The 23,258-nt window shown below is 72.8% G+C and carries 25 protein-coding genes; 20 read left to right on the forward strand and 5 right to left on the reverse strand.

What is annotated here, in order from left to right:
- Positions 1 to 38 precede the first annotated feature (38 nt).
- The 11 genes from ald to ACFZBD_RS27560 all read left to right on the forward strand — a co-directional run bounded on the left by ald (position 39) and on the right by ACFZBD_RS27560 (position 10,583).
- Positions 39 to 1,154: an alanine dehydrogenase gene (ald, locus tag ACFZBD_RS27510; RefSeq protein WP_391144464.1), complete on the forward strand. Its 1,116-nt coding sequence runs from the start codon at positions 39 to 41 to the stop codon at positions 1,152 to 1,154.
- A gap of 431 nt (positions 1,155 to 1,585) precedes the next feature.
- The gene (locus ACFZBD_RS27515) at positions 1,586 to 2,629 is read left to right on the forward strand and encodes a ParA family protein (RefSeq protein ID WP_229818740.1); all 1,044 of its coding nucleotides are present in this window, start codon (positions 1,586 to 1,588) and stop codon (positions 2,627 to 2,629) included.
- Complete coding sequence (locus tag ACFZBD_RS27520) at positions 2,626 to 3,123, forward strand: hypothetical protein (RefSeq protein WP_391145311.1); 498 nt, start codon at positions 2,626 to 2,628, stop codon at positions 3,121 to 3,123. The genes ACFZBD_RS27515 and ACFZBD_RS27520 overlap by 4 nt, the downstream gene beginning before the upstream one ends.
- Positions 3,124 to 3,169: 46 nt before the next feature.
- A complete protein-coding gene (locus ACFZBD_RS27525) occupies positions 3,170 to 4,423 on the forward strand; it encodes a segregation/condensation protein A (protein ID WP_391144467.1) in 1,254 nt (417 codons plus the stop codon).
- Complete coding sequence (gene scpB / locus ACFZBD_RS27530; RefSeq protein ID WP_391144469.1) at positions 4,420 to 5,010, forward strand: SMC-Scp complex subunit ScpB; 591 nt, start codon at positions 4,420 to 4,422, stop codon at positions 5,008 to 5,010. The genes ACFZBD_RS27525 and scpB overlap by 4 nt, the downstream gene beginning before the upstream one ends.
- Positions 5,010 to 6,167, forward strand: coding sequence for a pseudouridine synthase (locus tag ACFZBD_RS27535; protein WP_391144472.1), 1,158 nt, complete (start codon positions 5,010 to 5,012; stop codon positions 6,165 to 6,167). The genes scpB and ACFZBD_RS27535 overlap by 1 nt, the downstream gene beginning before the upstream one ends.
- A 138-nt stretch (positions 6,168 to 6,305) precedes the next feature.
- Positions 6,306 to 6,959: a nicotinamide riboside transporter PnuC gene (pnuC, locus tag ACFZBD_RS27540; RefSeq protein ID WP_391144475.1), complete on the forward strand. Its 654-nt coding sequence runs from the start codon at positions 6,306 to 6,308 to the stop codon at positions 6,957 to 6,959.
- Positions 6,956 to 8,035, forward strand: coding sequence for an AAA family ATPase (locus ACFZBD_RS27545; RefSeq protein ID WP_391144476.1), 1,080 nt, complete (start codon positions 6,956 to 6,958; stop codon positions 8,033 to 8,035). Before pnuC ends, ACFZBD_RS27545 begins: the two co-directional genes overlap by 4 nt.
- Positions 8,032 to 8,784, forward strand: coding sequence for an NUDIX domain-containing protein (locus tag ACFZBD_RS27550; protein WP_391144478.1), 753 nt, complete (start codon positions 8,032 to 8,034; stop codon positions 8,782 to 8,784). The genes ACFZBD_RS27545 and ACFZBD_RS27550 overlap by 4 nt, the downstream gene beginning before the upstream one ends.
- Entirely contained in the window at positions 8,784 to 9,812 is a 1,029-nt protein-coding gene (locus tag ACFZBD_RS27555) for an ADP-ribosylglycohydrolase family protein (protein ID WP_391145314.1), read from the forward strand. The genes ACFZBD_RS27550 and ACFZBD_RS27555 overlap by 1 nt, the downstream gene beginning before the upstream one ends.
- A gap of 3 nt (positions 9,813 to 9,815) precedes the next feature.
- Positions 9,816 to 10,583 carry a DNA polymerase beta superfamily protein gene (locus ACFZBD_RS27560; protein WP_391144480.1) on the forward strand — a complete coding sequence of 256 codons (768 nt, stop codon included), beginning with the start codon at positions 9,816 to 9,818 and terminating at the stop codon, positions 10,581 to 10,583.
- On the opposite strand, the gene ACFZBD_RS27565 is transcribed toward ACFZBD_RS27560, so the two are convergent.
- Complete coding sequence (locus ACFZBD_RS27565; protein ID WP_391144482.1) at positions 10,500 to 11,252, reverse strand: DNA polymerase beta superfamily protein; 753 nt, start codon at positions 11,250 to 11,252, stop codon at positions 10,500 to 10,502. The genes ACFZBD_RS27560 and ACFZBD_RS27565 overlap by 84 nt on opposite strands.
- Before the next feature lie 10 nt (positions 11,253 to 11,262).
- On the reverse strand, positions 11,263 to 11,775 hold the full coding sequence (locus ACFZBD_RS27570; RefSeq protein WP_391144484.1) for a Rieske 2Fe-2S domain-containing protein: 513 nt from the start codon (positions 11,773 to 11,775) through the stop codon (positions 11,263 to 11,265).
- 211 nt (positions 11,776 to 11,986) lie between these two features.
- Here ACFZBD_RS27570 and aroH point away from each other — a divergent pair, with 211 nt between their 5' ends.
- The 5 genes from aroH (at position 11,987) to der (ending at position 16,380) form a co-directional block, all read left to right on the forward strand.
- Positions 11,987 to 12,349 (forward strand): chorismate mutase, encoded by a 363-nt coding sequence (gene aroH / locus ACFZBD_RS27575; protein ID WP_391144485.1) that lies wholly within the window; start codon positions 11,987 to 11,989, stop codon positions 12,347 to 12,349.
- On the forward strand, positions 12,346 to 13,434 hold the full coding sequence (locus ACFZBD_RS27580) for a prephenate dehydrogenase (protein WP_391144488.1): 1,089 nt from the start codon (positions 12,346 to 12,348) through the stop codon (positions 13,432 to 13,434). Before aroH ends, ACFZBD_RS27580 begins: the two co-directional genes overlap by 4 nt.
- Before the next feature lie 98 nt (positions 13,435 to 13,532).
- The gene (gene cmk / locus ACFZBD_RS27585; RefSeq protein ID WP_391144490.1) at positions 13,533 to 14,219 is read left to right on the forward strand and encodes a (d)CMP kinase; all 687 of its coding nucleotides are present in this window, start codon (positions 13,533 to 13,535) and stop codon (positions 14,217 to 14,219) included.
- Positions 14,174 to 14,860: a 1-acyl-sn-glycerol-3-phosphate acyltransferase gene (locus ACFZBD_RS27590; protein ID WP_391144491.1), complete on the forward strand. Its 687-nt coding sequence runs from the start codon at positions 14,174 to 14,176 to the stop codon at positions 14,858 to 14,860. Before cmk ends, ACFZBD_RS27590 begins: the two co-directional genes overlap by 46 nt.
- Before the next feature lie 71 nt (positions 14,861 to 14,931).
- Positions 14,932 to 16,380 (forward strand): ribosome biogenesis GTPase Der, encoded by a 1,449-nt coding sequence (gene der, locus ACFZBD_RS27595; protein ID WP_391144493.1) that lies wholly within the window; start codon positions 14,932 to 14,934, stop codon positions 16,378 to 16,380.
- A 112-nt stretch (positions 16,381 to 16,492) separates the two neighbouring features.
- Here the strand turns inward: der and ACFZBD_RS27600 are convergent, their stop codons facing one another.
- Together ACFZBD_RS27600 and ACFZBD_RS27605 are read right to left on the reverse strand one after the other, a co-directional pair.
- Positions 16,493 to 16,810: a hypothetical protein gene (locus ACFZBD_RS27600; RefSeq protein ID WP_391144494.1), complete on the reverse strand. Its 318-nt coding sequence runs from the start codon at positions 16,808 to 16,810 to the stop codon at positions 16,493 to 16,495.
- A 131-nt stretch (positions 16,811 to 16,941) separates the two neighbouring features.
- The gene (locus ACFZBD_RS27605; RefSeq protein ID WP_391144495.1) at positions 16,942 to 17,724 is read right to left on the reverse strand and encodes a hypothetical protein; all 783 of its coding nucleotides are present in this window, start codon (positions 17,722 to 17,724) and stop codon (positions 16,942 to 16,944) included.
- A gap of 222 nt (positions 17,725 to 17,946) precedes the next feature.
- Here ACFZBD_RS27605 and ACFZBD_RS27610 point away from each other — a divergent pair, with 222 nt between their 5' ends.
- The 4 genes from ACFZBD_RS27610 (at position 17,947) to ACFZBD_RS27625 (ending at position 21,891) form a co-directional block, all read left to right on the forward strand.
- Positions 17,947 to 18,768: a transglycosylase family protein gene (locus tag ACFZBD_RS27610; RefSeq protein WP_391144497.1), complete on the forward strand. Its 822-nt coding sequence runs from the start codon at positions 17,947 to 17,949 to the stop codon at positions 18,766 to 18,768.
- A 137-nt stretch (positions 18,769 to 18,905) separates the two neighbouring features.
- A complete protein-coding gene (locus ACFZBD_RS27615; protein ID WP_391144499.1) occupies positions 18,906 to 20,180 on the forward strand; it encodes a glycosyltransferase in 1,275 nt (424 codons plus the stop codon).
- Positions 20,181 to 20,316: 136 nt separating this feature from the next.
- On the forward strand, positions 20,317 to 21,366 hold the full coding sequence (locus tag ACFZBD_RS27620; RefSeq protein WP_391144501.1) for a WYL domain-containing protein: 1,050 nt from the start codon (positions 20,317 to 20,319) through the stop codon (positions 21,364 to 21,366).
- A 306-nt stretch (positions 21,367 to 21,672) separates the two neighbouring features.
- On the forward strand, positions 21,673 to 21,891 hold the full coding sequence (locus ACFZBD_RS27625) for an I78 family peptidase inhibitor (protein ID WP_391144503.1): 219 nt from the start codon (positions 21,673 to 21,675) through the stop codon (positions 21,889 to 21,891).
- Positions 21,892 to 22,010: 119 nt separating this feature from the next.
- On the opposite strand, the gene ACFZBD_RS27630 is transcribed toward ACFZBD_RS27625, so the two are convergent.
- The gene (locus tag ACFZBD_RS27630) at positions 22,011 to 23,012 is read right to left on the reverse strand and encodes a phosphatase PAP2 family protein (RefSeq protein WP_391144505.1); all 1,002 of its coding nucleotides are present in this window, start codon (positions 23,010 to 23,012) and stop codon (positions 22,011 to 22,013) included.
- Positions 23,013 to 23,258: the final 246 nt, after the last annotated feature.

Genomic DNA, 23,258 nt, shown 5'->3' on the forward strand with positions numbered 1-23,258 from the left:
CCCAGTTATCCCCCCTGATTCAAGGACCGTGATCGACGATGAAGGTCGGCATCCCCCGCGAGGTCAAGAACAACGAGTTCCGCGTGGCCATCACCCCCGCCGGTGTCCACGAGCTCGTCCGCAACGGCCACCAGGTCTTCGTCGAGCAGAACGCCGGAGCCGGCTCCTCGATCACGGACGAGGAGTACGTCTCGGCCGGTGCGCGGATCCTGCCCACGGCCGACGAGGTCTGGGAGACCGCCGACCTCCTGCTGAAGGTCAAGGAGCCCATCGCGGAGGAGTACCACCGCCTCCGCAAGGACCAGACCCTCTTCACCTACCTCCACCTCGCCGCGTCCCGCGAGTGCACGGACGCCCTGCTGGAGTCCGGCACCACCGCCATCGCGTACGAGACCGTCGAGACCGCGAACCGCGCGCTGCCGCTGCTCGCCCCGATGTCCGAGGTCGCGGGCCGCCTCGCCCCGCAGGTCGGCGCCTACCACCTGATGCGCTCGGTCGGCGGCCGCGGCGTGCTCCCCGGCGGCGTCCCCGGCACCCACGCCGGCGAGGCCGTCGTCATCGGTGGCGGCGTCTCCGGCTGGAACGCCACCCAGATCGCCGTCGGCATGGGCTTCCACGTGACCCTGCTCGACCGCGACATCAACAAGCTCCGCGAGGCCGACAAGATCTTCGGCACCAAGGTGAAGACGATCGTCTCCAACGCCTTCGAGCTGGAGAAGGCCGTCGTCGAGGCCGACCTCGTCATCGGCGCCGTCCTCATCCCGGGCGCCAAGGCCCCGAAGCTGGTCACCAACGAGCTCGTCGCCAAGATGAAGCCCGGAAGTGTCCTTGTCGACATCGCGATCGACCAGGGCGGCTGCTTCGAGGACTCCCGTCCGACCACCCATGCGGAGCCGACCTTCCAGGTCCACAACTCGGTCTTCTACTGCGTCGCCAACATGCCGGGCGCGGTCCCGAACACCTCCACGTACGCCCTCACCAACGCCACGCTTCCCTACATCGTGTCGCTGGCGAACAACGGCTGGGCCGAGGCGCTGCGCCGCGACGCCGCCCTCGCCCTGGGCCTCAACACCCATGACGGCAAGGTCGTTTACAAGGAAGTCGCGCAGGCGCACGGCCTCGCGCACGTCGAGCTGACGAGCCTCCTGGGCTGACGCTCACCGGCCTCCCGACGAGGAGCGCCGTCAACCTCATGCATCCGGCCGGACCTTGTGCACCAAGGTCCGGCCGGATGTGTGTCCGGCCACGTCTACGGCCCTGGTCAACTCGCCTCGAACGTAACCCTTTAACCGTTTCGCACACCCCCGAAACGTGTGGATGCGTGGCTGCGCGCCCTTGACAGAGGGGTGTTCGGTTGCCGACACATCGGGCCGGGTCCGGCGGATTGTGTTGCTGCGGAGCGGTGACACGCCATAGAGTCGCAAACCGTCGGCATGGCGCCACGCTGACCTATCGATAAATGTTCCTGGTCACATCCAAGGAGGTAAGACGACTTGTGAATGAGTCGACATTTACTCCCGGGGGTGGCCGGCCAGGAGCCCCTGTCGGCTCCGTCGCTGTGCGAACCTTCGCGACACATCAGCCCATGACGACAGCCCACACGATGAAGATGATGGACGGCCTACACGTGAACGCCACGGCCGGCAACGAGAGTGGCCGAGAGTCCACCCACTTCGCCGCCTACGACGAGGTGCCCGAGGGGCACTTCTACGACCCTGACGCCGAGTACGAGCCCGACCCGGAGTACGCGGCCACCCTCGCACCCGACGCTGCCCGGCAGCGCCGCGAGCGGATCGGCCCCACCGGACGGCCCCTGCCGTACTTCCCGATCCCGGGCCCGCTGACCGATCACGGACCCGCGAAGATCATCGCGATGTGCAACCAGAAGGGCGGCGTCGGCAAGACCACGTCGACCATCAACCTGGGTGCCGCGCTCGCGGAGTACGGGCGACGGGTGCTGCTCGTCGACTTCGACCCGCAGGGAGCCCTGTCGGTCGGTCTCGGCGTGAACCCGATGGAGCTCGACCTCACCGTCTACAACCTGCTCATGGAGCGGGGCATGTCAGCGGACGAGGTGCTGCTCAAGACCGCCGTTCCCAACATGGACCTGCTGCCGAGCAACATCGACCTCTCGGCCGCCGAGGTGCAGCTGGTCAGCGAGGTCGCGCGCGAGTCCACGCTCCAGCGCGCCCTGAAGCCGCTGATGAACGACTACGACTACATCGTGATCGACTGTCAGCCCTCGCTCGGTCTGCTGACCGTCAACGCGCTGACGGCGGCTCACAAGGTCATCGTGCCGCTGGAATGCGAGTTCTTCGCGCTGCGCGGTGTGGCCCTGCTGACCGAGACGATCGAGAAGGTCCAGGAGCGGCTCAACCCCGAGCTGGAGCTCGACGGCATCCTCGCCACGATGTACGACTCCCGGACCGTGCACAGCCGTGAGGTGCTCGCGCGGGTCGTCGAGGCCTTCGACGACCACGTGTACCACACGGTGATCGGCCGGACCGTGCGCTTCCCGGAGACCACGGTCGCCGGCGAGCCGATCACGACGTACGCCTCGAACTCCGTGGGCGCCGCCGCCTACCGTCAGCTCGCCAGGGAGGTGCTCGCCCGGTGTCACGCCGAGTGAGTCTGCCCGGCGCCGACGAACTGTTCCGTACGACCGGGGGGATGGCGCTGCAGGCGTCGTCACCGCGCAGGGGTGAGGCCCGCGTGCCGGCTCCGGCGGGCGAGAGCGGCCCGGAGGCGGCCGAGGGCTCGGCGTCGGCGGAGCATTCGGCGGCGGGGTCGGAGACGGCGGAGCCGCGGGCCCGGACGGCCGATCCCGCGGAGACCGCGCCGCAGGCGAAGCCCTCGGCGCCGGTCGCGCCGGCGGCCCGCCGACGGGGCCGGTCGCCGAACCGGCGGCCCAGCGGCCGGGAGCGTCACGACGAGAAGATCACGGTCTACGTCTCCGCCGAGGAGCTGATGGACCTGGAGCATGCCCGTCTGGTGCTGCGCGGCGAGCACGGGCTCGCCGTGGACCGGGGCCGGATCGTCCGCGAGGCGGTCGCGGTGGTCCTGGCGGACCTGGAGTCCCGGGGCGACGCGAGCATCCTCGTGCGCCGCCTGCGCGGCCGCTGAGGGTAGCCTGCGGGCCTGCCGCGCCCCTGCTCCTCCCTGGACCCCGATGCCCCCGCCCCCCGCCGAAACGTCCCGCCCGCCCCGCCGCGCCCTCGGCAGGGGCCCCGGAACGCCCCCCGCGGCCCCCGAGCCCCCGCCCGAGGCGGCGGGCCCCGTGGCCGCGGCCCCGGGGAGGGGGCACGGGGAGCCCCGGCCCGTCGCGGAACCACCGGCGGGCCCGGCCGGAAGCGAAGACCCGCACAGCACGAACGTCCCGGGCCCGACCCGGCCGGCGCCGCCCGGCCCCGAGACGCCCGGCCCCGAGGCCGTACCGGCCCCCGAGGCGCTTCTCCCTGAGGCGCCCGGCTCCGAGGCGCCCGGCCCCGAGGCCGTCCCGGCCCCCGAGGCGCCCGCAGCCCGGGCCACCGCCCGAGAGACCGCCGCCCCCGAGGTCGCCGCCCCTGGCCCCGAAGCCCCCGGCCCGCCCGCTCCCGCCCCCGACCCAGGCGCCGCCGCCGACGGTGGGCGGTTCACCGTGCGGCTGGAAAACTTCGAGGGGCCGTTCGACCTGCTGCTCCAGCTCATCTCGAAGCACAAGCTCGACGTCACCGAGGTCGCCCTCTCCAAGGTCACCGACGAGTTCATGGCCCACATCCGGGCCATGGGCGCCGACTGGGACCTCGACCAGACCACCGAGTTCCTCGTCGTCGCCGCCACCCTCCTCGACCTCAAGGCCGCCCGGCTGCTGCCCGCCGCCGAGGTGGAGGACGAGGCCGACCTCGCGCTCCTGGAGGCGCGGGACCTGCTCTTCGCCCGGCTCCTCCAGTACCGCGCGTACAAACGGATCGCCGACATCTTCGGCGACCGGTGGGAGGCCGAGGGCCGCAGATACCCCCGGACCGTCGGCCTCGAGCCGCACCACGCCGAACTGCTCCCCGAGGTCGTCATCAGCATCGGCGCCGAGGGCTTCGCCAGGCTCGCCGTCAAGGCCATGCAGCCCAAGGCCAAGCCCCAGGTGTACGTCGACCACATCCACGCCCCCCTCGTCAGCGTCCGCGAACAGGCCGGGATCGTCGTCGCCCTCCTCAGGGAGCGCGGCACCCTCGCCTTCCGGGAGCTCACCCGGGACGCCCCCGACACCCTCACCGTCGTCGCCCGCTTCCTCGCCCTGCTGGAGCTCTACCGGGACCGTGCCGTCGCCCTCGACCAGGACGAGGCCCTCGGCGAACTCACCGTCTCCTGGACCGGCGGCGACGGGGAGACCCGGGTCACCGACGAGTTCGACGAACAACCCGATCACGAAACGGAGGCCCGCGCGTGAGCGACCTCAAACCCTCCCTCGAAGCCGTCCTCATGGTCGTGGACGAGCCCGCCACCGAGGACCACCTCGCCAAGGTCCTCGACGTCTCCCGCCGCGAGGTCGGCGACGCCCTGCGCGAGCTGGCCGACGAGTACACCGCCCAGGGCCGCGGCTTCGAACTGCGCACCGTCGCCGGCGGCTGGCGCTTCTACACGCGGGCGGAGTACGCCCCGGCCGTCGAGGCGTTCGTCCTGGACGGCCAGCAGGCCCGGCTCACCCAGGCGGCCCTGGAGACCCTCGCCGTCGTCGCGTACCGCCAGCCGGTCAGCCGTTCGCGGGTCTCCGCGGTCCGCGGGGTCAACTGTGACGGGGTCATGCGGACCCTCCTCCAGCGCGGTCTGGTGGAGGAGGCGGGCGCGGAACCCGAAACAGGTGCGATCCTGTACAGGACGACGAACCACTTCCTGGAGCGGATGGGCCTGCGCGGCCTGGACGAGCTCCCGGAACTCGCGCCCTTCCTCCCCGAGGCGGACGCGATCGAGGCGGAGACGCTGGAAGGGGTTCCGTCGTTCGACCCGGACGCAGACGACAAGACGACGGAAGATTGATGCGAAGCAGCAGCGGCAGGAACAGCAGCGGAAACAACGGCGGGAGCCGTGGTGGCAACAGCGGCGGCCGCGGCGGCAGCAGCGGCGGCGGAGGCGGGCGCGGCAACTACCGCGGCGCCGGCAACAGCCGCGACGACCAGCAGGGCGGCGGCCGCCCCCGCAACCCGCGCCCCGAGGAGCGTCGCTACGACGTGGGCGGCACCGGCGGCCCCTCCGACGGCCCCAAGAAGGGCCGCGGCTCCGCGGCCCGCGGGGGCGCCAAGGGCGGCCCGAAGGCCCCCCAGGGCGGCACCCCGCCCCGCCGCGGCCCGCACGGCCAGCGGCAGGTTCCGGCGCGCTCGCGCGAACTCGACGCCAAGATCGAGCAGCGCAACCGCGACCGGTACGCCGACCGTCCGGAGATCCGGACCCCGAAGACCTTCCCCGGCGCCGAGCAGGAGGGCGAGCGGCTGCAGAAGGTCCTCGCCCGCGCCGGCATGGGCTCGCGGCGCGCCTGCGAGGAGCTCATCGAGCAGGCCCGTGTCGAGGTCAACGGCGAGATCGTCCTGGAGCAGGGCAAGCGCGTGGACCCGGAGCGGGACGAGATCAAGGTCGACGGCCTGACCGTCGCCACCCAGTCGTACCTCTTCTTCGCGCTGAACAAGCCCGCCGGCGTCGTCTCCACCATGGAGGACCCCGACGGCCGCCAGTGCCTCGGCGACTACGTCACCAACCGGGAGACCCGGCTCTTCCACGTGGGACGGCTCGACACCGAGACCGAGGGCATCATCCTGCTCACCAACCACGGCGAGCTGGCCCACCGCCTCACGCACCCGAAGTACGGCGTGAAGAAGACCTACCTGGCCGCCATCACCGGCCCGCTGCCCCGCGAGGTCGGCAAGCGGCTCAAGGAGGGCATCCAGCTGGAGGACGGCTACGCCCGCGCCGACCACTTCCGCGTCGTCGAGCAGACCGGCAAGAACTACCTCGTCGAGGTCACCCTCCACGAGGGCCGCAAGCACATCGTGCGCCGCATGCTCGCCGAGGCCGGATTCCCGGTCGAGAAGCTGGTCCGCACCTCCTTCGGCCCGATCGGGCTCGGTGACCAGAAGTCCGGTTGGCTCCGCCGTCTGACCAACACCGAGGTCGGCATGCTGATGAAGGAAGTCGGCATGTAGCACCGTCGTCCTCGGACGACCCGCGCAGAAGCCCGTGACCGCCCGCCCGGCGGTCACGGGCTTCTCGCATGTCCCGATCGCACTTGTGGCCGAAGCCCGTCCCCCTTTATAGTCAAGGTGACTCTTAAGGAGGCGGGCGTGAGCCTCGCGAACATCCTCGAACCCCTGCAGCAGCCGCTCTTCACGGTCCTGGACACCCCGGTCAGCTGGACCGAGGTCCTCGGCTTCGGCAGCGGAGCGCTCTGCGTCTGGCTGGTCGCCCGCCAGCACCTGGCCAACTGGCCCCTCGGCATCGCCAACAACCTCTTCTTCATCCTTCTCTTCGCGCAGGCCGGGCTCTACGCCGACGCCGGCCTCCAGATCGTCTTCATCGCCCTCGCCGTGTACGGCTGGTGGACCTGGACCCACGGGGGTGGACCAGGCTCCGACACCCTCCCGGTGCGCCGCACCTCGCGCACCGAGTGGACGTGGCTGATCACGGCGGGGGCGGTGGGGACCCTCGCCCTCACCCTGCTCCTGGACCGCGCCACCGACTCGACCGTCCCCTTCTGGGACGCCCTGACCACCGCGCTCTCCCTGGCGGCGACCTACGGCCAGTGCCGGAAGCGGCTGGAGTCCTGGTGGCTCTGGATCGCCGCCGACCTCGTGTACATCCCCCTGTACGCCCACAAGGAGCTGTACCTGACCTCCCTGCTGTACGCCGGCTTCCTCACGCTCTGCCTCCTCGGCCTGCGCAACTGGAACCGCGACCTCACCACCCGGCGCGCGATCCCGGTGGAGGCGGCGGCATGAAGCGCTACGGCCACGGCCTGGTCCTCGGCAAGTTCTATCCGCCGCACGCCGGCCACCACCACCTCGTCCGCACCGCCCGCGACCGCTGCGAGCGCCTCACCGTCCTCGTCTGCGCCTCCTCCGTGGAGACCCTGCCCCTGGAGGACCGGGTCGCCTGGATGCGCGAGACCCACCCCGACGTCCTCGTCGTCGGCGCCGTCGACGACATCCCCGTCGACCTCCAGGACCCGGACGTGTGGGCCGCCCACATGGCCGTCTTCCGTGCCGCCGTGCCCGAACCCGTCGACGCCGTCTTCACCTCCGAGCCCTACGGCGAGGAGCTGGGCCGCCGCTTCGGCGCCGACGCCGTCTGCGTCGACCCGGACCGTGCGCTCTTCCCCGTCTCCGGCACCGCCGTCCGCAAGGACCCCGTGGGCAACTGGGAGTTCCTCGAACCGCCCGTACGGGCCGCGCTCACCCGCCGGATCGTCGTCCTCGGCGCCGAGTCCACCGGCACCACCACCCTGGCCCTCGCCCTCGCCGACCACTACCGCAAGCGCGGCGGAGTGTGGTCCCGCACCGGGTACGTACCGGAGTACGGCCGTGCGTACAGCGAACTCAAGCTCGCCGAACTGCGCGCCGAACGCCCCGGCGCCACGTGGCCGGACGTCACCTTCCGCTCCAGCGACTTCCCCGTCATCGCCCAGCGCCAGGCCGAGCTGGAGGAGGAGGCCGCCCGCGCCGGATCGCCCGTCCTGATCTGCGACACCGACGCCTTCGCCACCACCATCTGGCACGAGCGGTACATCGGTACGGCCAGCGCCGACACCGGCCAGATCGCCGCCCGCGGCCGCCAGCACCTCTGGCTGCTCACCGACCACCACGGCGTCGACTTCGAGGACGACGGACTGCGTGACGGCGAGCACCTGCGCCCCTGGATGACCGCCCGCTTCGTGACCCAGCTCGCCCACAGCGGCCGCCGGACCGCCGTCCTCACCGGCCCGCACGAGGAGCGGCTGGCGACCGCCGTCGCCGCCGTGGACGCCCTCCTCGCCGAGGGCTGGCACCTCGCCGACCCCCTTCCGGAGCGCCGATGAACCGCGCCCAGGCCCCCGCCCAGGCCCCCGACGGCTACGACCGCCACGCCTTCGAGCCGTTCGCCGTCACCGCCGACCTCGCCGTCTTCACCCTCCGCGAGGAGCACCTCCACGTCCTGCTGGTGGAGCGCGGCCAGGAGCCGTACGCCGGGGACTGGGCCCTGCCGGGCGGATTCGTCCTGCCCCGCGAGTCCTCCGAACAGGCCGCGCGCCGCGAACTCGCCGAGGAGACCGGCCTCGCCGCGGACACCGTCGCCGGGCTCCACCTCGAACAGCTCCGCACCTACAGCGAACCCGACCGCGACCCCAGGATGCGGGTCGTCTCGGTCGCCTACACCGCCCTCGTCCCCGACCCGCCCGAGCCGCACGGCGGCGGCGACGCGGCACGGGCGCGATGGGCGCCCTACGGCACGCACGGGCCGCTCGCCTTCGACCACGACCGGATCCTCGCCGACGCCCGCGACCGGATCGGCGCCAAGCTCGAGTACACCTGCCTCGCCACCGCCTTCTGCCCGCCCGAGTTCACCCTCGGCGAGCTGCGGCAGGTGTACGAGACGGTCTGGGGCGTCGAACTCGACCGCCCCAATTTCCGGCGCAAGGTCCTCGCCACCCCCGGCTTCGTCCGGGCCGTGGAAGGACCACCGCGCCTCACCGGCGGACGGGGGAAACCGGCCGCTCTCTACCGGGCGGGAGAGGCCACGGCCCTCCACCCGCCGCTCCTGCGACCGGAAGGACGAACCACCCCATGATGACGACGACGAAGCAGGCCGCGACCGGCGCACTGATGGGCCTGGCGCTGGGGGACGCGCTGGGTTTCCCGACCGAGTTCAACGACGTCCCGTCGATCCTGGCGAAGTGCGGCCCCTGGCGGGAGATGGCACTCCCCGGCGAGGGGCAGGGGACGGGGACGGCGTACGTCACCGACGACACCCAGATGACCCTCGCCCTGGGCCGCGGTCTGCGCACCGCCATGGACCACGGCGTGCTCTCCCCGGCCGGGATGGCCGGGCCGGTCCGGGAGGAGTTCGTCGCCTGGTACCGCTCCCCGGACAACGACCGCGCCCCGGGACGCACCTGCATGGTGGCCTGCGGTCTGCTGTCGACCGAGATCCCCTGGCAGCGGGCGAGCCAGACCGGGTCCAAGGGCTGCGGCGCCAACATGCGGGTCGCCCCGATCGGCCTCGTTCCCGGTCTCGGAGAGGAGCAGCGCGCCGGCGCGGCCCAGCTCCAGGCCGCGCTCACCCACGGACACCCCACGGCGCTGGCCGCCTCCGACCTCACGGCCCGGGCCGTGTACCTGCTGGCCCAGGGCGTCGACCCGACCGGGCTCGTCGGCCACCTGCGCTCGTACGCCTACGAGAACCGCTCCCGCTACCACGAGACCTGGCTCGGCGACCTGTGGACGTACGCGCAGGACCCGTCGGCCCGCCACTTCATCGAGCGGGGCTGGGACGAGTGCCTCGCCGTCCTGGAGAGGCTCGACGCCGTCCAGCGCACGGCCGACCCGGAGCTGGACCCGTGCGCCGCCACCGGCGACGGCTGGATCGCGGAGGAAGCCCTCGCCACCGGGCTGCTGTGCTTCCTGCTCTTCCCCGACGAGCCCCTCACCGCCCTGCGCCGGGCCGCCTGCACCCGGGGCGACTCCGACTCGATCGCCTGCCTCACAGGCGCCTTCGCCGGCGCCCACCTGGGCCCGGGCGCCTGGCCGGCGGCCTGGACGGACCGGATCGAGTACCGCTCCGACCTCCTGACCCTGGGCGCCCTCTGGGACGCTTGATCCATGACGCTCGCCCTCACCCCCGCCACGGACCTCTCCGCGATCGTGGCGGAACAGCCCGACCCGCTGGTCTTCGCCACCGTCTCCGGCGCCCACTTGTACGGCTTCCCCTCCCGCGACTCGGACGTGGACCTGCGCGGCGTCCACCTGCTGCCGGTCGCCGGGCTGATCGGGCTGCGCGAACCCGAGGAGACACGGACCCGGATGTGGGACCGCGACGGGGTCGAGATGGACCTCGTCACGCACGACCTGCGGAAGTTCGTCCGGCTGATGCTGCGGCGCAACGGCTACGTACTGGAGCAGCTGCTCTCCCCGCTGGTCGCCCACACCACCGACGTGCACGCCGAGCTGACCGCGCTCGCCCCGCGGGTGCTCACCGCACACCACGCGCACCACTACCGCGGCTTCGCGGGCACGCAGTGGCGGCTGTTCGAGCGGACGGGGGAGTTGAAGCCGCTCCTCTACACGCTGCGCGCCCTGCTCACCGGCATCCATCTGATGCGCGCGGGCGAGGTGCAGGCCCACCTGCCCACACTCGTCGGGGAGGTGGCCGAGGCCCCCGTCTACGTACCCGACCTGATCGAGGCGAAGGCGGCGGCCGAGCACGGTGCCGCCGAAGTGGACGCCGAACGGGTGCGCGGGGACGTGGAGGCGCTCCACGGTGTCCTGGACGCGGCCCAGGCCGGCTCAGGGCTGCCCGAGGCTCCCGGCGGGCACGACGCCCTGCACGATCTCGTCGTCCGCGTCCGGCTGGAGGACGCGGAGCGCTGAGGAGCGGCGGGCGCGCGTCAGGAAGTCCTCCACGCGCGCGTGGTCCGGGTCGGCGGGCAGGGGGCTCGTGGTGGAGGCGCTGTCGGCCTCCTCCGTGAGGCGGGCCATCCAGGACTCCACCTCGGGCCACGGCACCTCGCCGCGCTTCACCGCGAGCAGCCGGTCCCGCTCGTCGCCGACGTGGATGGTCAGCTCACCGGTCCGCAGCAGGTCCCGGCAGCTCATCAGCAGCCGCAGCAGATGCATGGCGTGCTTCCAGCGCGGCGCGCCGTACTGGCGGACGTCGGCGTCGAGCTTCCTGCGCTGCCCGCCCGCGTACCGGACGAAGGTCCGGTGCGCCCGGCGGGACAGGAACGCCTCCCGCAGCGAGACCAGCTCGCGGCCGGTGGCGTCGATGGACTCGACCACGGGGGAGTGCAGGCACTCCAGGACGTTGGGGTTGGCGCGCAGGGCCAGCTCGCAGAAGCGTTCCAGCTCCCAGCTGAACTGCTCCTCACCCGGGCCCTCCGCCTGGGCCGGGGGCTTGTCGAAGCGCCAGAAGAGCGGGGTCGGGGCGAGGAAGACGCCCCGACGGTCGGTGTCGCTCCCCTCGGTTTCCAGACCGAAGGCGCGCGACCCCATGACACAGGAGTAGATCGTATGGTCGCGCACCAGTTCTGCCGGAGTCATGGGCGACAGGCTACGCCAGGGTGATCCGGTCCCCGGACACGGTGATCCGCTCGGCCGGCAGGGGCCGCGTCGCCGGGCCCACGGCCACCGAACCGTCGGCGACGCGGAACTTGGAGCCGTGGCACGGACAGTCGATCGTGCCGTCCGCGACCTTGTTCACCAGGCAGCCCTGGTGGGTGCAGACCGCCGAGAAGGCCTTGAACTCGCCGGCCTTCGGCTGGGTGACGACGACCTTGCGCTCCTTGAAGACGGCCCCGCCCCCCACGGGGATCTGCGTGGTGCGCGCCAGCGCGTCACCGGCCGGCGCGGACGCCGTGGGGGAGGAGGCGGCCGGCTCGGACGCGGACGGCGACGGTGAGCCGTCCGTGCCCGCCGTCGGACTGGCCGTCGCGGTGCCGTCCTCGCCCCCGCCCGAGCCGCAGCCGGTGGCCAGGGCGGCGACCGAACCGGCGCCGGCGAACAGCACGGAACGGCGGGGCGTGACGTCGGGGGCCGGTGCGACGTCGGGAGCTTCTGGATTCATGCCCTCCAGCTTGGCGACGCACCCCGCCGCCGCGCGGCAACACGCCTGGACCCGGCCCCCCGGCTCCCCCGCACGGCCGCCCGCGCCGAGTGGCGTCCCGGCCCCGCCGGAGCGACAGTGACCCTGTCTCGGAGGGCGGTCGCCGCGAACCGGCCCCTGAGAGGGTCACTACGCTGATCGGAGCACTGATCGCATTTCGAAGGAGCACGACGTGGCGGTACGAGCGGTCCGAGGCGCCGTCCAGCTGGAACGGGACGAGGCCGGACACATGCACGAGCAGGTCGAGGAGCTGCTCACCGCCGTCCTGGAGCGTAACGGGCTCACCGCCGACGACCTGATCAGCATCTGGTTCACGGCCACCCCCGACCTCCACAGCGACTTCCCGGCCGCCGCGGCCCGCCGGATCGGCATCGTCGACGTCCCGCTGATCTGCGCGCAGGAGCTGGACGTCGAGGGCGCCATGCCGAGGGTCGTACGCCTCCTCGCCCACGTCGAGTCCGACCTCCCCAAGCCGGACGTCGCCCACGTCTACCTCGGCGCCGCCGCGGCCCTGCGCAAGGACATCGCCCAGTGAGGACCGCGCTCGTCATCGGCACCGGACTGATCGGGACCTCCGCCGCCCTCGCCCTCGCCGGCCGGGGCGTCGCCGTCCACCTCCGCGACCACGACCCGGCCCGCGCCCGGACGGCCGCCGCCCTCGGCGCCGGCACGGACGAGGCGCCCGAGGGGCCCGTCGACCTCGCGATCATCGCCGTACCGCCCGCGCACGTGGCGCGCACCCTCGCCGCCGCGATCGGGGACGGCCTCGCCCGCGGCTACCTCGACGTCGCGAGCGTCAAGGGCGGCCCCAAGCGGGAGCTGACGGAGCTGGGCGTCGACCTCACCGCCTACATCGGCACCCACCCGATGTCCGGCAAGGAGCGCTCGGGGCCGCTCGCCGCGACCGCCGACCTCTTCGAGGGACGGCCCTGGGTGCTCACCCCCACCCGGGACACCGACACCGAGGTCCTGAACCTGGCCCTGGAGCTGGTCGCGCTCTGCCGCGCCGTACCGGTCGTGATGGACGCGGACGCCCACGACCGGGCGGTCGCGCTCGTCTCCCACACCCCGCAGCTGGTGTCGTCGATGGTGGCCGCACGGCTCGAGGAGGCGGACGAGACCGCGGTACGGCTCTGCGGCCAGGGCATCCGGGACGTCACCCGGATCGCGGCCTCCGACCCCCGCATGTGGGTGGAGATCCTCTCGGCGAACCCCGGACCGGTCGCCGACGTCCTCGCGGGCGTCGCGGCCGACCTGGACGAGACGGTCCAGGCGCTGCGCGCGCTGCAGTCCGCGGACGCGACCGAGCGCCGCGGCGGCGCCACGGGCGTCGAGGACGTCCTGCGGCGGGGCAACGCGGGCCGCGCGCGCGTCCCCGGCAAGCACGGCGCCGCCCCGGCCCAGTACGAGACGGTCGCCGTCCTCATCAGCGACCAGCCGGGCGAGCTGGCCCGCATCTTCGCGGACGCGGGCCGCGCGGGTGTCAACATCGAGGACGTCCGCATCGAGCACGCCACCGGGCAGCAGGCGGGCCTGGTCCAGCTGATGGTGGAGCCCTCCGCGGCCCCCGTCCTGGGGGCGGCGCTGCAGGAGCGGGGCTGGGCGCTGCGGGCGGGGTGACGCGGTCGTCCCGCCCGCTGGGCCGAATGGGTGCGCGGGAATCGGTAACCTTGGGGTGGCCCCCCGCATCCGATGGGCCTCACCGCGTACCCAGGAAGGTGTTCCCCACCGTGGAAACCGTGATCGTCGCCATCGACGGGCCCTCCGGCACGGGCAAGTCGAGCACCTCGAAGGCGGTTGCCGCCAAGCTGGGGCTGAGCTACCTGGACACCGGCGCCCAGTACCGCGCCATCACCTGGTGGATGATCAGCAACGGCGTCGACGTCCAGGACGCCGACGCCGTCGCCAACGCCGCCGCCAAGCCCGTCATCGTCTCCGGTACGGACCCGGCCCGCCCGACGATCACCGTCGACGGGACCGACGCCGCCGGACCCATCCGTACCGAAGAGGTCACCGCCAAGGTCAGCGCCGTCAGCGCCGTCCCCGAGGTGCGGTCCCTCATCACCGAACTCCAGCGGACCATCGCCCGGAGCGCGGACGGCGGCATCGTCGTCGAGGGACGGGACATCGGTACGACCGTCCTCCCCGACGCCGACCTCAAGATCTTCCTCACGGCCTCCCCCGAGGCCCGCGCCGCACGCCGCTCCGGCGAGCTGAAGGGCGCCGACGTGGCCGCCACCCGGCAGGCCCTGGTCAAGCGGGACGCGGCCGACTCCAGCCGTAAGACGTCCCCGCTGGCCAAGGCCGACGACGCCGTCGAGGTCGACACCACCGACCTCACCCTCGACCAGGTCATCGAATGCGTCGTCACGCTGGTCGAGGAGAAGAGGGCGGCCGCGCGGTGACCCTGCCCTCCGCGAAGGGCGCCGCCGTGGGGCGCGGCATCGGCATCGGGCTGATGTACGGCCTGTGGAAGCCGCGCGTCCTGGGCGCCTGGCGGGTGCCGGCCTCCGGGCCCGTCATCTTCGCCGTCAACCACGCCCACAACATCGACGGGCCCATGCTGATGGGCACCGCCCCCCGGCCGGTGCACTTCCTGATCAAGAAGGAAGCCTTCATCGGCCCCCTCGGCCCCTTCCTGGAAGGGATCGGGCAGCTCAAGGTGGACCGGGCCACCGCCGACCGGACCGCGATCGCCAACGCCCTCGCGGTCCTGGACCACGGCGGCGTCCTCGGGATCTTCCCCGAGGGCACCCGCGGCGAAGGCGACTTCGCCTCGCTGCGCGCCGGGCTCGCCTACTTCGCCCTCCGCAGCGGTGCGCCGATCGTCCCGGTCGCGGTGCTGGGAAGTTCCGACCGCCCCGGACGGTTGGTCAAGGCACTGCCTCCGCTGCGCAGCGGCGTGGACGTCGTCTTCGGCGACGCCTTCGAGGCGGGGGACGGGAGCGGCCGCCGCACCCGCAAGGCGCTCGACGACGCCACCATACGCATTCAGGAGCGGCTCACCGCCCACCTGAAAAACGCCAGGCGCCTCACCGGGCGCTGAGCGAGACTCTGAGTAGTGGGCCCCGAGGCTCGGGCACCCCACCGACCACGAATGATCAAGGAACGGACTTCATGAACGACCAGCACGACCACGGGGCGCTTGGCGATGCCGAGTACGCGGAGTTCATGGAGCTCGCCGCGGACGAGGGCTTCGACGTCGAGGAGGTCGAAGGCGCGATCGAGGAGGCCGGGCACGGCCCGCTCCCCGTACTCGCCGTCGTCGGCCGCCCCAACGTCGGCAAGTCGACCCTGGTGAACCGGATCATCGGCCGCCGTGAGGCCGTCGTCGAGGACAAGCCGGGCGTCACCCGCGACCGCGTCACCTACGAGGCCGAATGGGCCGGCCGCCGCTTCAAGGTCGTCGACACCGGCGGCTGGGAGCAGGACGTCCTCGGCATCGACGCCTCCGTCGCCGCCCAGGCGGAGTACGCCATCGAGGCCGCCGACGCCTGTGTCTTCGTGGTGGACGCCACCGTCGGCGCCACCGACACCGACGAGGCCGTCGTCAAGCTGCTGCGCCGGGCCGGCAAGCCCGTCGTGCTCTGCGCCAACAAGGTCGACGGCCCGTCCGGCGAGGCCGACGCCACCGCCCTGTGGTCGCTCGGTCTCGGCGAGCCGCACCCCGTCTCCTCCCTGCACGGCCGCGGTACGGGCGACATGCTCGACGCCGTCCTGGAGGCGCTGCCCGAGGCCCCCGAGCAGACCTTCGGCAACGCCGTCGGCGGCCCGCGCCGCATCGCGCTCATCGGCCGTCCGAACGTCGGCAAGTCCTCGCTCCTCAACAAGGTCGCCGGCGAGGACCGCGTCGTCGTCAACGAGCTGGCCGGCACCACCCGCGACCCGGTCGACGAGCTGATCGAGCTCGGCGGCATCACGTGGAAGTTCGTGGACACCGCCGGCATCCGCAAGAAGGTCCACCTCCAGGAAGGCGCGGACTACTACGCCTCCCTGCGGACCGCGGCCGCGATCGAGAAGGCCGAGGTCGCCGTCGTCCTGATCGACACCACGGACAGCATCTCGGTCCAGGACCAGCGCATCATCACGATGGCGGTCGAGTCCGGGCGTGCCCTCGTCATCGCCTACAACAAGTGGGACGAGCTGGACGAGGAGCGGCGCTACTACCTGGAGCGCGAGATCGAGACCGAGATGCAGCAGGTCTCCTGGGCGCCCCGGGTCAACGTCTCCGCCAAGACCGGCCGCCACATGGACCGGCTGGTCCCGGCGATCGAGACCGCGCTCGCCGGCTGGGAGACCCGCGTCCCCACCGGCCGTCTGAACGCCTTCCTCGGCGAGCTGGTCGCCGCCCACCCGCACCCGATCCGCGGCGGCAAGCAGCCCCGCATCCTCTTCGGCACGCAGGCGGGCACCAAGCCGCCCCGGTTCGTCCTCTTCGCCTCCGGCTTCCTGGAGCACGGCTACCGCCGCTTCGTCGAGCGCCGGCTGCGCGAGGAGTTCGGCTTCGAGGGCACCCCGATCCACATCTCGGTGCGCGTGCGCGAGAAGCGCGGCCGCAAGAAGTAGCCGCGGGACCGCGATGCGGTCGCGCGTCCTTCGCGGAGGCGGAGGACGACAAAGGCCGAGGGCCGGGGCGCATCGCCCCGGCCCTCGGCCGTATCCCCGTACCCCCGCCGTCCTACAGACCCCTGCGGGGCCCCGGCGGAAGGGCCGCCGGGAGGTGGTGGTGCTGCGCCGACCACGCCGTCGGCTGCGCCGCGTGCCGGTGGCCGTAGTGCCCGTGCAGTCCCGAGCCCACCTGCGTACCGAAGGCCCGGAAGGTCAGATCCTCCTCGCCGCTGCGGTCACCCGGCAGGGCGCGGAACGACCGGCGGTACTCCGAGTACAGGGCGTCGTAGATCGGCGTCGCCGACTCGCCCGCCATCACGTCCTGCGCGGGACGCATCGAAGGGATCTGACTCGGATAGGGCTGACGGAGTGGGTCGTATGTGTGCACGTATGTGCCAACGACACCGTCGTCCGTCGGATGCGGGCGGCCCTCGGAAAGAGCCGCCCGCCGGGGGCGGGGGACCGTCGGACCCCCGGGGCCGTGCCCCGCCGCCCCTAAGCCGGGACGACCGTGCTCCCTCACGTGCCGGCCAGCGGCATCGCGGCCGCGACCAGACGGCCGTTGGCCGCCGCCTTCTCCAGCGCGTCGCGCAGCAGGTCCTCGCGCGGCTGCTGCCCGATCGAACCCACCGGCGCGGCGAAGACCAGGACCGTATGCGACTTGTTCGCCGCCGCGCGCCAGCCCTCCGTCACCTGGAGCGGCTGGTGGGCCTGCCACCAGGCGGCCTGGCCGTGGCCGCCCGCACCGGGCTGGAGCACGGAGTGCAGCTGGCCCATGGCCACGAGCACCGACCAGCCCGGCAGCGTGCCCGGCTTCCGGTTCAGGTCGGACACCGGCGCGAAACCCTGCTCGATCAGCAGCGGCAGGAACTCGTCGCTCAGCCCGTCCGACCCCGGACGCGCGACGGGCGCGGTCGGCTCGACGACCAGCGCCGGGTGCAGCTCCCCCTCGATCAGCACGAGACCACTGGTCACCCCGAGGACCGCCTGCTCCGGGTGGGCGGCCGTGAGCGCGTCCGCCGCGTCCGTCGCGGCGATGGAACGGACGGCACCCTGGAGCTGCTCCTCGGCGACCTGGACGACCTGCGAGGGGATGCAGCTGGCGTGGGCGAACGCCAGGACGGCCGTCTCCTCGCCGACGAACAGCACGGTGCTCGTGCGCTCCTGCTCGGAGTCGCCCGGCGTGCGGCAGGAGGTGCAGTCGTAGCTGCCCGGGGCATTGTCGCCGGCGAGCAGCCGGTCGGCTTCTTCGTCGCCGATCTCGGCGCGTACGTCCTCGCTGACGTCGAGCATGCGCGGCACGGGGGGCTCCCTGGACTCGGTACGTGCGACACCGGGCGGATCCCGGCTCGTCTCATGACGAGTTCAACGGGAGAGGCTCTGCCGGGGTCACGCGTCGCGGCGCGCCAAGTTGCGCGAGCGCCGGTACCTCCGACCGGGTGGGCGGCGCGGCCCGTACCGCGCGGCACGGGCCCGGGAGGCGGGCGGGCTGCCTAGCCTGCGTCGATGTCGAAAATCGTATGGATGACAGCCGGTGTGTGCTCCGCCGCTCTGCTGGCCCTGCTCCCGGCGCCGGCCCAAGCGGACGGACCTCCGCCGCGTCCCGGAGCCTCCGGAGCCCCGGGCGTGCCCGGGCTTCCCGCTCTGCCGGGGGTCCCCGGGCGCCCGTCGGCGCCCTGGATCCCGGTCGTCCCGTGGGCCCCTGACACCGCGTGGGCCCCGGGGATCCCGTGGGCCGACGGCCCGTGGGGCTCCGACGCTCCCTGGGACCCGCCCAGGACCGAGGGCCCCGGCGGGCCGGCGGACTCCGACGGCCCGGCGGACCCCGGCGGCGCGGACGCCCCCGACGCGACCGAGGATCCCGGCACCGCACCGGGGTCGGGCGGCCCGCCGGCGTCCGGCGCCCCGCCCGCGTCGGCCGCCTCGTGCGCAGAGGACCAGTGGCCCTGGGGCTGCGTCGCCGAGTGCGAGAGCGGCGGCCGCTGGAACACGAACACCGGCAACGGCTTCTACGGCGGCCTGCAGTTCCGGCAGTCGACCTGGGTGGAGTTCGGCGGCCTGCGCCACGCCGCGCGCGCCGACCTGGCGACCCGTCAGCAGCAGATCACGGTCGCGGAGGATGTCCTGCGGATCCAGGGCTGGAACGCCTGGCCGGTCTGCTCCCGACGGTACGGACTGAGCGGGCGCGCCCACGTGGTCCAGCCGGGGGACACCCTCAGCTCGATCGCCCGGCGCTTCGGGATCAGCGGGGGCTGGAAGGCGCTGTACGAGGCGAACCGCACCCTGATCGGCGCCGACCCGAACCGCATCGTGACCGGCACCATGCTGAAGATCGCACCCCTGTAGGCCGGTTGGACCGGGCGGGAGGCGGCGGCACCGGCCGTGCCGCCGCCTCCCAGGCGGCTACCGACCGTGAAGGGGCGGGCGGCCACGCAGTACAGTCGCCACGACCGACCCATTCACCGGGGGGAACCGGCAGCACGATGCGCATCTCCTTTCTGCTCCACAACGGCTACCACATCGGCGGCACCATCCGGACGACGTTCACCCTCGCCCAGGTGCTGGCGGAGCGTCACGAGGTGGAGATCGTCTCGGTGTTCCGCCACCGCGACGAACCGATCCTCGGCGTCCCCGCCGGAGTGACGCTGCGCCACCTCGTCGACCTGCGGAAGAACAGCCCCGGTTACGACGGCGGTCACCCCGACTTCTCCCGGCCCGCCCGGGTCTTCCCGCGCGGCGACGGCCGGTGGAAGCAGTACAGCGCCCTCACCGACGCCCGGATCGGCGAGCACCTGAGGACCGTCGAGGCCGACGTGGTGGTCGCCACGCGCCCCGGCCTCAACGTGCAGCTGGCCCGGCAGGCCCGGCGCGGCCCGGTCCTGGTCGGCCAGGAGCACCTCATCCTCGACGGCCACAGCTACCGGCTGCGCCGCGACATCGGGCACCACTACGCCCTCCTGGACGCCGTCACCACCGTCACCGAGGCCGACGCCCGCTCGTACCGCGCGCTCGCCCGGCCGGACGTCCGGATCGACGCCGTCCCCAACAGCGTCCCCGCGCCGAGCGTGCCGCCGGCGGACCCCGCGGCGAAGATCGTCGTCGCGGCGGGGCGGCTGACCCCCGTCAAGCGGTACGACGTGCTCATCGACGCCTTCGCCGAGGTGGCCGCGGCCCGTCCCGACTGGCGGCTGCGGATCTACGGCACCGGTGACGCCGCCGACAACCTGAAGAAGACGCTCGCCCGGCAGATCGAGCGGCTCGGTCTCGGCGAGAACGTCTTCCTCATGGGCACCGCCAACCCGATGGAGCCGGAGTGGGCCAAGGGCTCGCTCGCGGCCGTCACCTCCCGGCGGGAGTCCTTCGGGATGACCATCGTCGAGGCGATGCGGTGCGGACTGCCGGTCGTCTCCACCGACTGCCCGCACGGCCCCCGGGAGATCATCGAGGACGGCGTCGACGGCCGCCTCGTGCCGGTCGACGACACGGCCGCGATCGCCCGCGCCCTGCGGGAGCTGATCGACGACGACGAACTGCGCGCGAAGACCGCGCGCGCCGCCCTGGCGGCCTCCGAGCGCTTCGACCCGGTCCGGATCGCCGCCCGGCACGAGGAGATCTGGTCCGCCCTGGCCGCCCGGGGCGCCCGCGCCCGCCACCACGGAGCCGTGCGGGACGCCCTGCACCGCACGATCGGCACCGCGATCGACGCCGTCTACACCGCGAAGGCGAAGGCCGGCACGCTGGTCCGCCGCTTCCGCTGACCCCGCCCGGCCCGGCGCCCCCGGCTTCGGTGCCCGGCTCGGCGGCACCGGGCGGTCGGGGGTGGTTCCGTACTCCGAGGTTGGCGCCCTTCATCGAGGACCGTAGCTGTCCGCGACGGCTGGCAGACTCGGCCCCATGTTGGAGACCTCCGCACGACTGCTGCGCCTGCTCTCACTGCTGCAGGCCCACCGCGAATGGTCCGGCGCCGATCTCGCCGACCGGCTCGGTGTCACCCCGCGGACCGTGCGGCGGGACGTCGACCGGCTGCGCGAGCTCGGCTATCCCGTCAACGCCAGCCCGGGTACGGGGGGCGGGTACCAGCTCGGCGCGGGCGCCGAACTCCCCCCGCTGCTCCTGGACGACGAGGAGGCCGTCGCCGTCGCCGTCGGGCTCCGCACGGCCGCCGGCCAGGGCATCGAGGGCATCGGCGAGACCTCCGTACGCGCCCTGGCCAAGCTGGAGCAGGTCCTGCCCGGCCGGTTGCGGCGCCGGGTGAGCGCCCTGAACGCCTACACCGTGCCGATGCTCCGCACACCGGGAAGCCCGGTCGACCCGGCGGTCCTCACCGAGCTGGTGGCCGCCTGCCGGGACAGCGAACGGCTCCGCTTCGCGTACCGGGACCACGGCGGCGCCACCAGCCGCCGCACGGTCGAGCCGCACCGCCTGGTGTGCACCGAGCGCCGCTGGTACCTGGTCGCCTGGGACGTGGACCGGGTGGGCTGGCGTACGTTCCGTGCCGACCGGATCGAGCCCACGCCGCCCCACGGCCCGCGGTTCCCGCCCCGCGAACCGCCCGCCGAGGACCTCGCCGCCTATGTCTCGAAGGGCGTCTCCACGGCCGCCTACGCCCTGGAGGCGACCTTCCGGCTGCACGTCCCCCTCGCGGAGGCGGCCACGGTCGTCGGGCCCATGGACGGCGTCCTGGAGGCGGACGGCGAGGACGCCTGCCTGCTCCGCACCGGTGCCGCGAACCCGGACTATCTGCTGATGCACGTGGCGCTGATGGGCCTGGAGTTCGAGGTGATCGATCCGCCCGGCCTGGACGAACGGATGCGGACGATCAGAGACCGTATCGACCGCGCCCTCGGCCGGGCTCCCGGCGGCCGCGCCCCTGCTCAGAGCGCCGCTCAGGCGCCTGAGCCGGTTCTCGGCGCGGATCCCGATACGGCTTCGGTCGAGAGCTGATCCGCCGTGGTGTGCGGGGTCGAATGGCCGTCGGCCGTCGTAATGCGGCCCGGGGGTGTGGCGCTCCGTCAATTCCGTCCGCACGGGCCGGACAGGGGAATTGCCGGGCTTCTGCGGCACCTTCGCTATGAGTCCCTGAATTGCCGGAGAAACGGCCGGAAACCGCCTGATCGAGTGATGATGTTCTTGTCAAACATATGTCGAGAACCTGTGACACAAGCGTGACCGGTGAGGTACATGAGGTAGTTCGGGCCTCTCGAACACCCCGCGCTTCCGTCACCGTCCGACGCCGCCTACCGTGGGCACATGACACCCAAGCCGACCTCTCCCGTACCGCCCGAAGACGGCTCCGCGGAGTCCTACGTGGGGCTCGACGCCGAACGCGCCGAGCAGCTCGCCAAGGCCCGTGGCTGGAGCGTGGTGCGCTCTCTTCCGCCCGGTTCGATCATCACCATGGAGTACCTCGAAGGGCGTCTCAACTTCGAGGTGGACAACGGCACCGTCACCCGCTGCTGGCTCGGCTAGCGCGGACGCACGCCCTCCCGGACCCGGGAGGCGGCCGCGACCGCCGGACAGAGGGAAGGGCCCCGGCCGAAGCCGGGGCCCTTCTCCATGCGGTCGTGCCGGGATGCTCCTGGCGGTTCTCAGCCACCCGTGAGCGGCCGCGAGTGCGGCGGCCGACGGCTGCCCGCCGGGGTGACCGGGGTCCGCTCCGAGCGCACGGCGTGCGGCCGGGCGGCCAGCGGCGGGGCGAGCCGCCCCTCTCCGCGCCCGGCCGGGGCCGCCCTGCCGGTTCTGGACCCGACGACCTCCCGTACCGGCTCCTCCGCCGCCGCCGGACGCCGCGGATACGGCGCCGGACGCGGGCCGCCGGTCGCGACGGGCAGCGAGGGCACCAGACGGCGACGGGCCCGCAGCTGCTCGCGCACCCGGTCCCGCAGGCTGAGGACCAGCGCCTCCGCCCAGGCGATCAGCGGCTCGCACCAGGGCAGCGCGAGCAGGATCAGCAGGCCGGCGGCCCAGCCCAGCAGTACGTCGCTGAGCCAGTGCGTCCCCAGATACACGGTGGTCAGGCCGACGCCCAGGGCGACCACGGCCGAGAGGGCCGACAGATAGCGCCGGGCCCGCGGAGTCGTGGCCAGATAGGCCAGGATTCCCCAGGTCACGACCGCGTTGGCGGTGTGTCCCGACGGAAATATATCGCCGCCGGCGAAGAGCTCGGCCGAGCCGATCTGCGTCGCGTAATGGGGGCCGAGACGGCCGAGTCCGATCTTGACCGCGCCGACCGTGATGTTCAGCAGCAGCAGCGCCGCGCCGAGGGTGAGCAGCGGACGCAGCGTGTGCTGGCGCCATGAGCGCCAGCCCAGCCAGGCCGCCACCATCACGGCTGTGGGGCCGCGCTGACCGAGGACCACGTAGTAGTCGAGGAAGGCGTGCAGCTCCGGCCACTGCTGGTAGGGACGGAAGAGCATGATCTTCCAGTCGAGGGTCACCAGCCAGGACGACAGCAGCACGGCCACCACGATGGCGAGATAGAACGCCGACGTCCCGCCGAAGAGGGCGAGACGCGTGCGGGTCATCCGCGGGACCTCTATCTTCGGCGGTTCCGGCTCCCGGTCCAGCCGGGCAAAGATGTCGGTACGCACCCAATCGACGTTACAGGGAGTGAGTAGCGACCCTGGTCGATCCGGTCTCTTCGTGATGACGATGTGATGTGGAGTTGGTCTCAACCGGGGGGTTTTTCCCGGCCCCGGTCTGAGAATCCGATGAGCTTCCGCCCTAATGCCGGAGGCGACTTTCCGGAAGTCTGTTTGTACGCCGGGGAAATGCCCCACACGCTTGTCCGCGTGGAATTCCACGCGACACGCGGCGCCCCGGAGTGGCGTACGACA

The organism is Streptomyces sp. NPDC008121, assembly GCF_042957155.1.
Lineage (GTDB): Bacteria > Actinomycetota > Actinomycetes > Streptomycetales > Streptomycetaceae > Streptomyces.

What these genes read in the sequence shown, in the direction of transcription:
- ald (WP_391144464.1), top strand. Translation starts at nt 39, where the DNA reads ATGAAGGTCGGCATCCCCCGCGAGGTCAAGAACAACGAGTTCCGCGTG.
- ACFZBD_RS27515 (WP_229818740.1), top strand. Translation starts at nt 1,586, where the DNA reads ATGACGACAGCCCACACGATGAAGATGATGGACGGCCTACACGTGAAC.
- ACFZBD_RS27525 (WP_391144467.1), top strand. Translation starts at nt 3,170, where the DNA reads ATGCCCCCGCCCCCCGCCGAAACGTCCCGCCCGCCCCGCCGCGCCCTC.
- ACFZBD_RS27535 (WP_391144472.1), top strand. Translation starts at nt 5,010, where the DNA reads ATGCGAAGCAGCAGCGGCAGGAACAGCAGCGGAAACAACGGCGGGAGC.
- ACFZBD_RS27545 (WP_391144476.1), top strand. Translation starts at nt 6,956, where the DNA reads ATGAAGCGCTACGGCCACGGCCTGGTCCTCGGCAAGTTCTATCCGCCG.
- ACFZBD_RS27550 (WP_391144478.1), top strand. Translation starts at nt 8,032, where the DNA reads ATGAACCGCGCCCAGGCCCCCGCCCAGGCCCCCGACGGCTACGACCGC.
- ACFZBD_RS27555 (WP_391145314.1), top strand. Translation starts at nt 8,784, where the DNA reads ATGACGACGACGAAGCAGGCCGCGACCGGCGCACTGATGGGCCTGGCG.
- ACFZBD_RS27560 (WP_391144480.1), top strand. Translation starts at nt 9,816, where the DNA reads ATGACGCTCGCCCTCACCCCCGCCACGGACCTCTCCGCGATCGTGGCG.
- ACFZBD_RS27565 (WP_391144482.1), bottom strand. Translation starts at nt 11,252, where the DNA reads ATGACTCCGGCAGAACTGGTGCGCGACCATACGATCTACTCCTGTGTC.
- ACFZBD_RS27570 (WP_391144484.1), bottom strand. Translation starts at nt 11,775, where the DNA reads ATGAATCCAGAAGCTCCCGACGTCGCACCGGCCCCCGACGTCACGCCC.
- ACFZBD_RS27590 (WP_391144491.1), top strand. Translation starts at nt 14,174, where the DNA reads ATGCGTCGTCACGCTGGTCGAGGAGAAGAGGGCGGCCGCGCGGTGACC.
- der (WP_391144493.1), top strand. Translation starts at nt 14,932, where the DNA reads ATGAACGACCAGCACGACCACGGGGCGCTTGGCGATGCCGAGTACGCG.
- ACFZBD_RS27610 (WP_391144497.1), top strand. Translation starts at nt 17,947, where the DNA reads ATGACAGCCGGTGTGTGCTCCGCCGCTCTGCTGGCCCTGCTCCCGGCG.
- ACFZBD_RS27615 (WP_391144499.1), top strand. Translation starts at nt 18,906, where the DNA reads ATGCGCATCTCCTTTCTGCTCCACAACGGCTACCACATCGGCGGCACC.
- ACFZBD_RS27620 (WP_391144501.1), top strand. Translation starts at nt 20,317, where the DNA reads ATGTTGGAGACCTCCGCACGACTGCTGCGCCTGCTCTCACTGCTGCAG.
- ACFZBD_RS27625 (WP_391144503.1), top strand. Translation starts at nt 21,673, where the DNA reads ATGACACCCAAGCCGACCTCTCCCGTACCGCCCGAAGACGGCTCCGCG.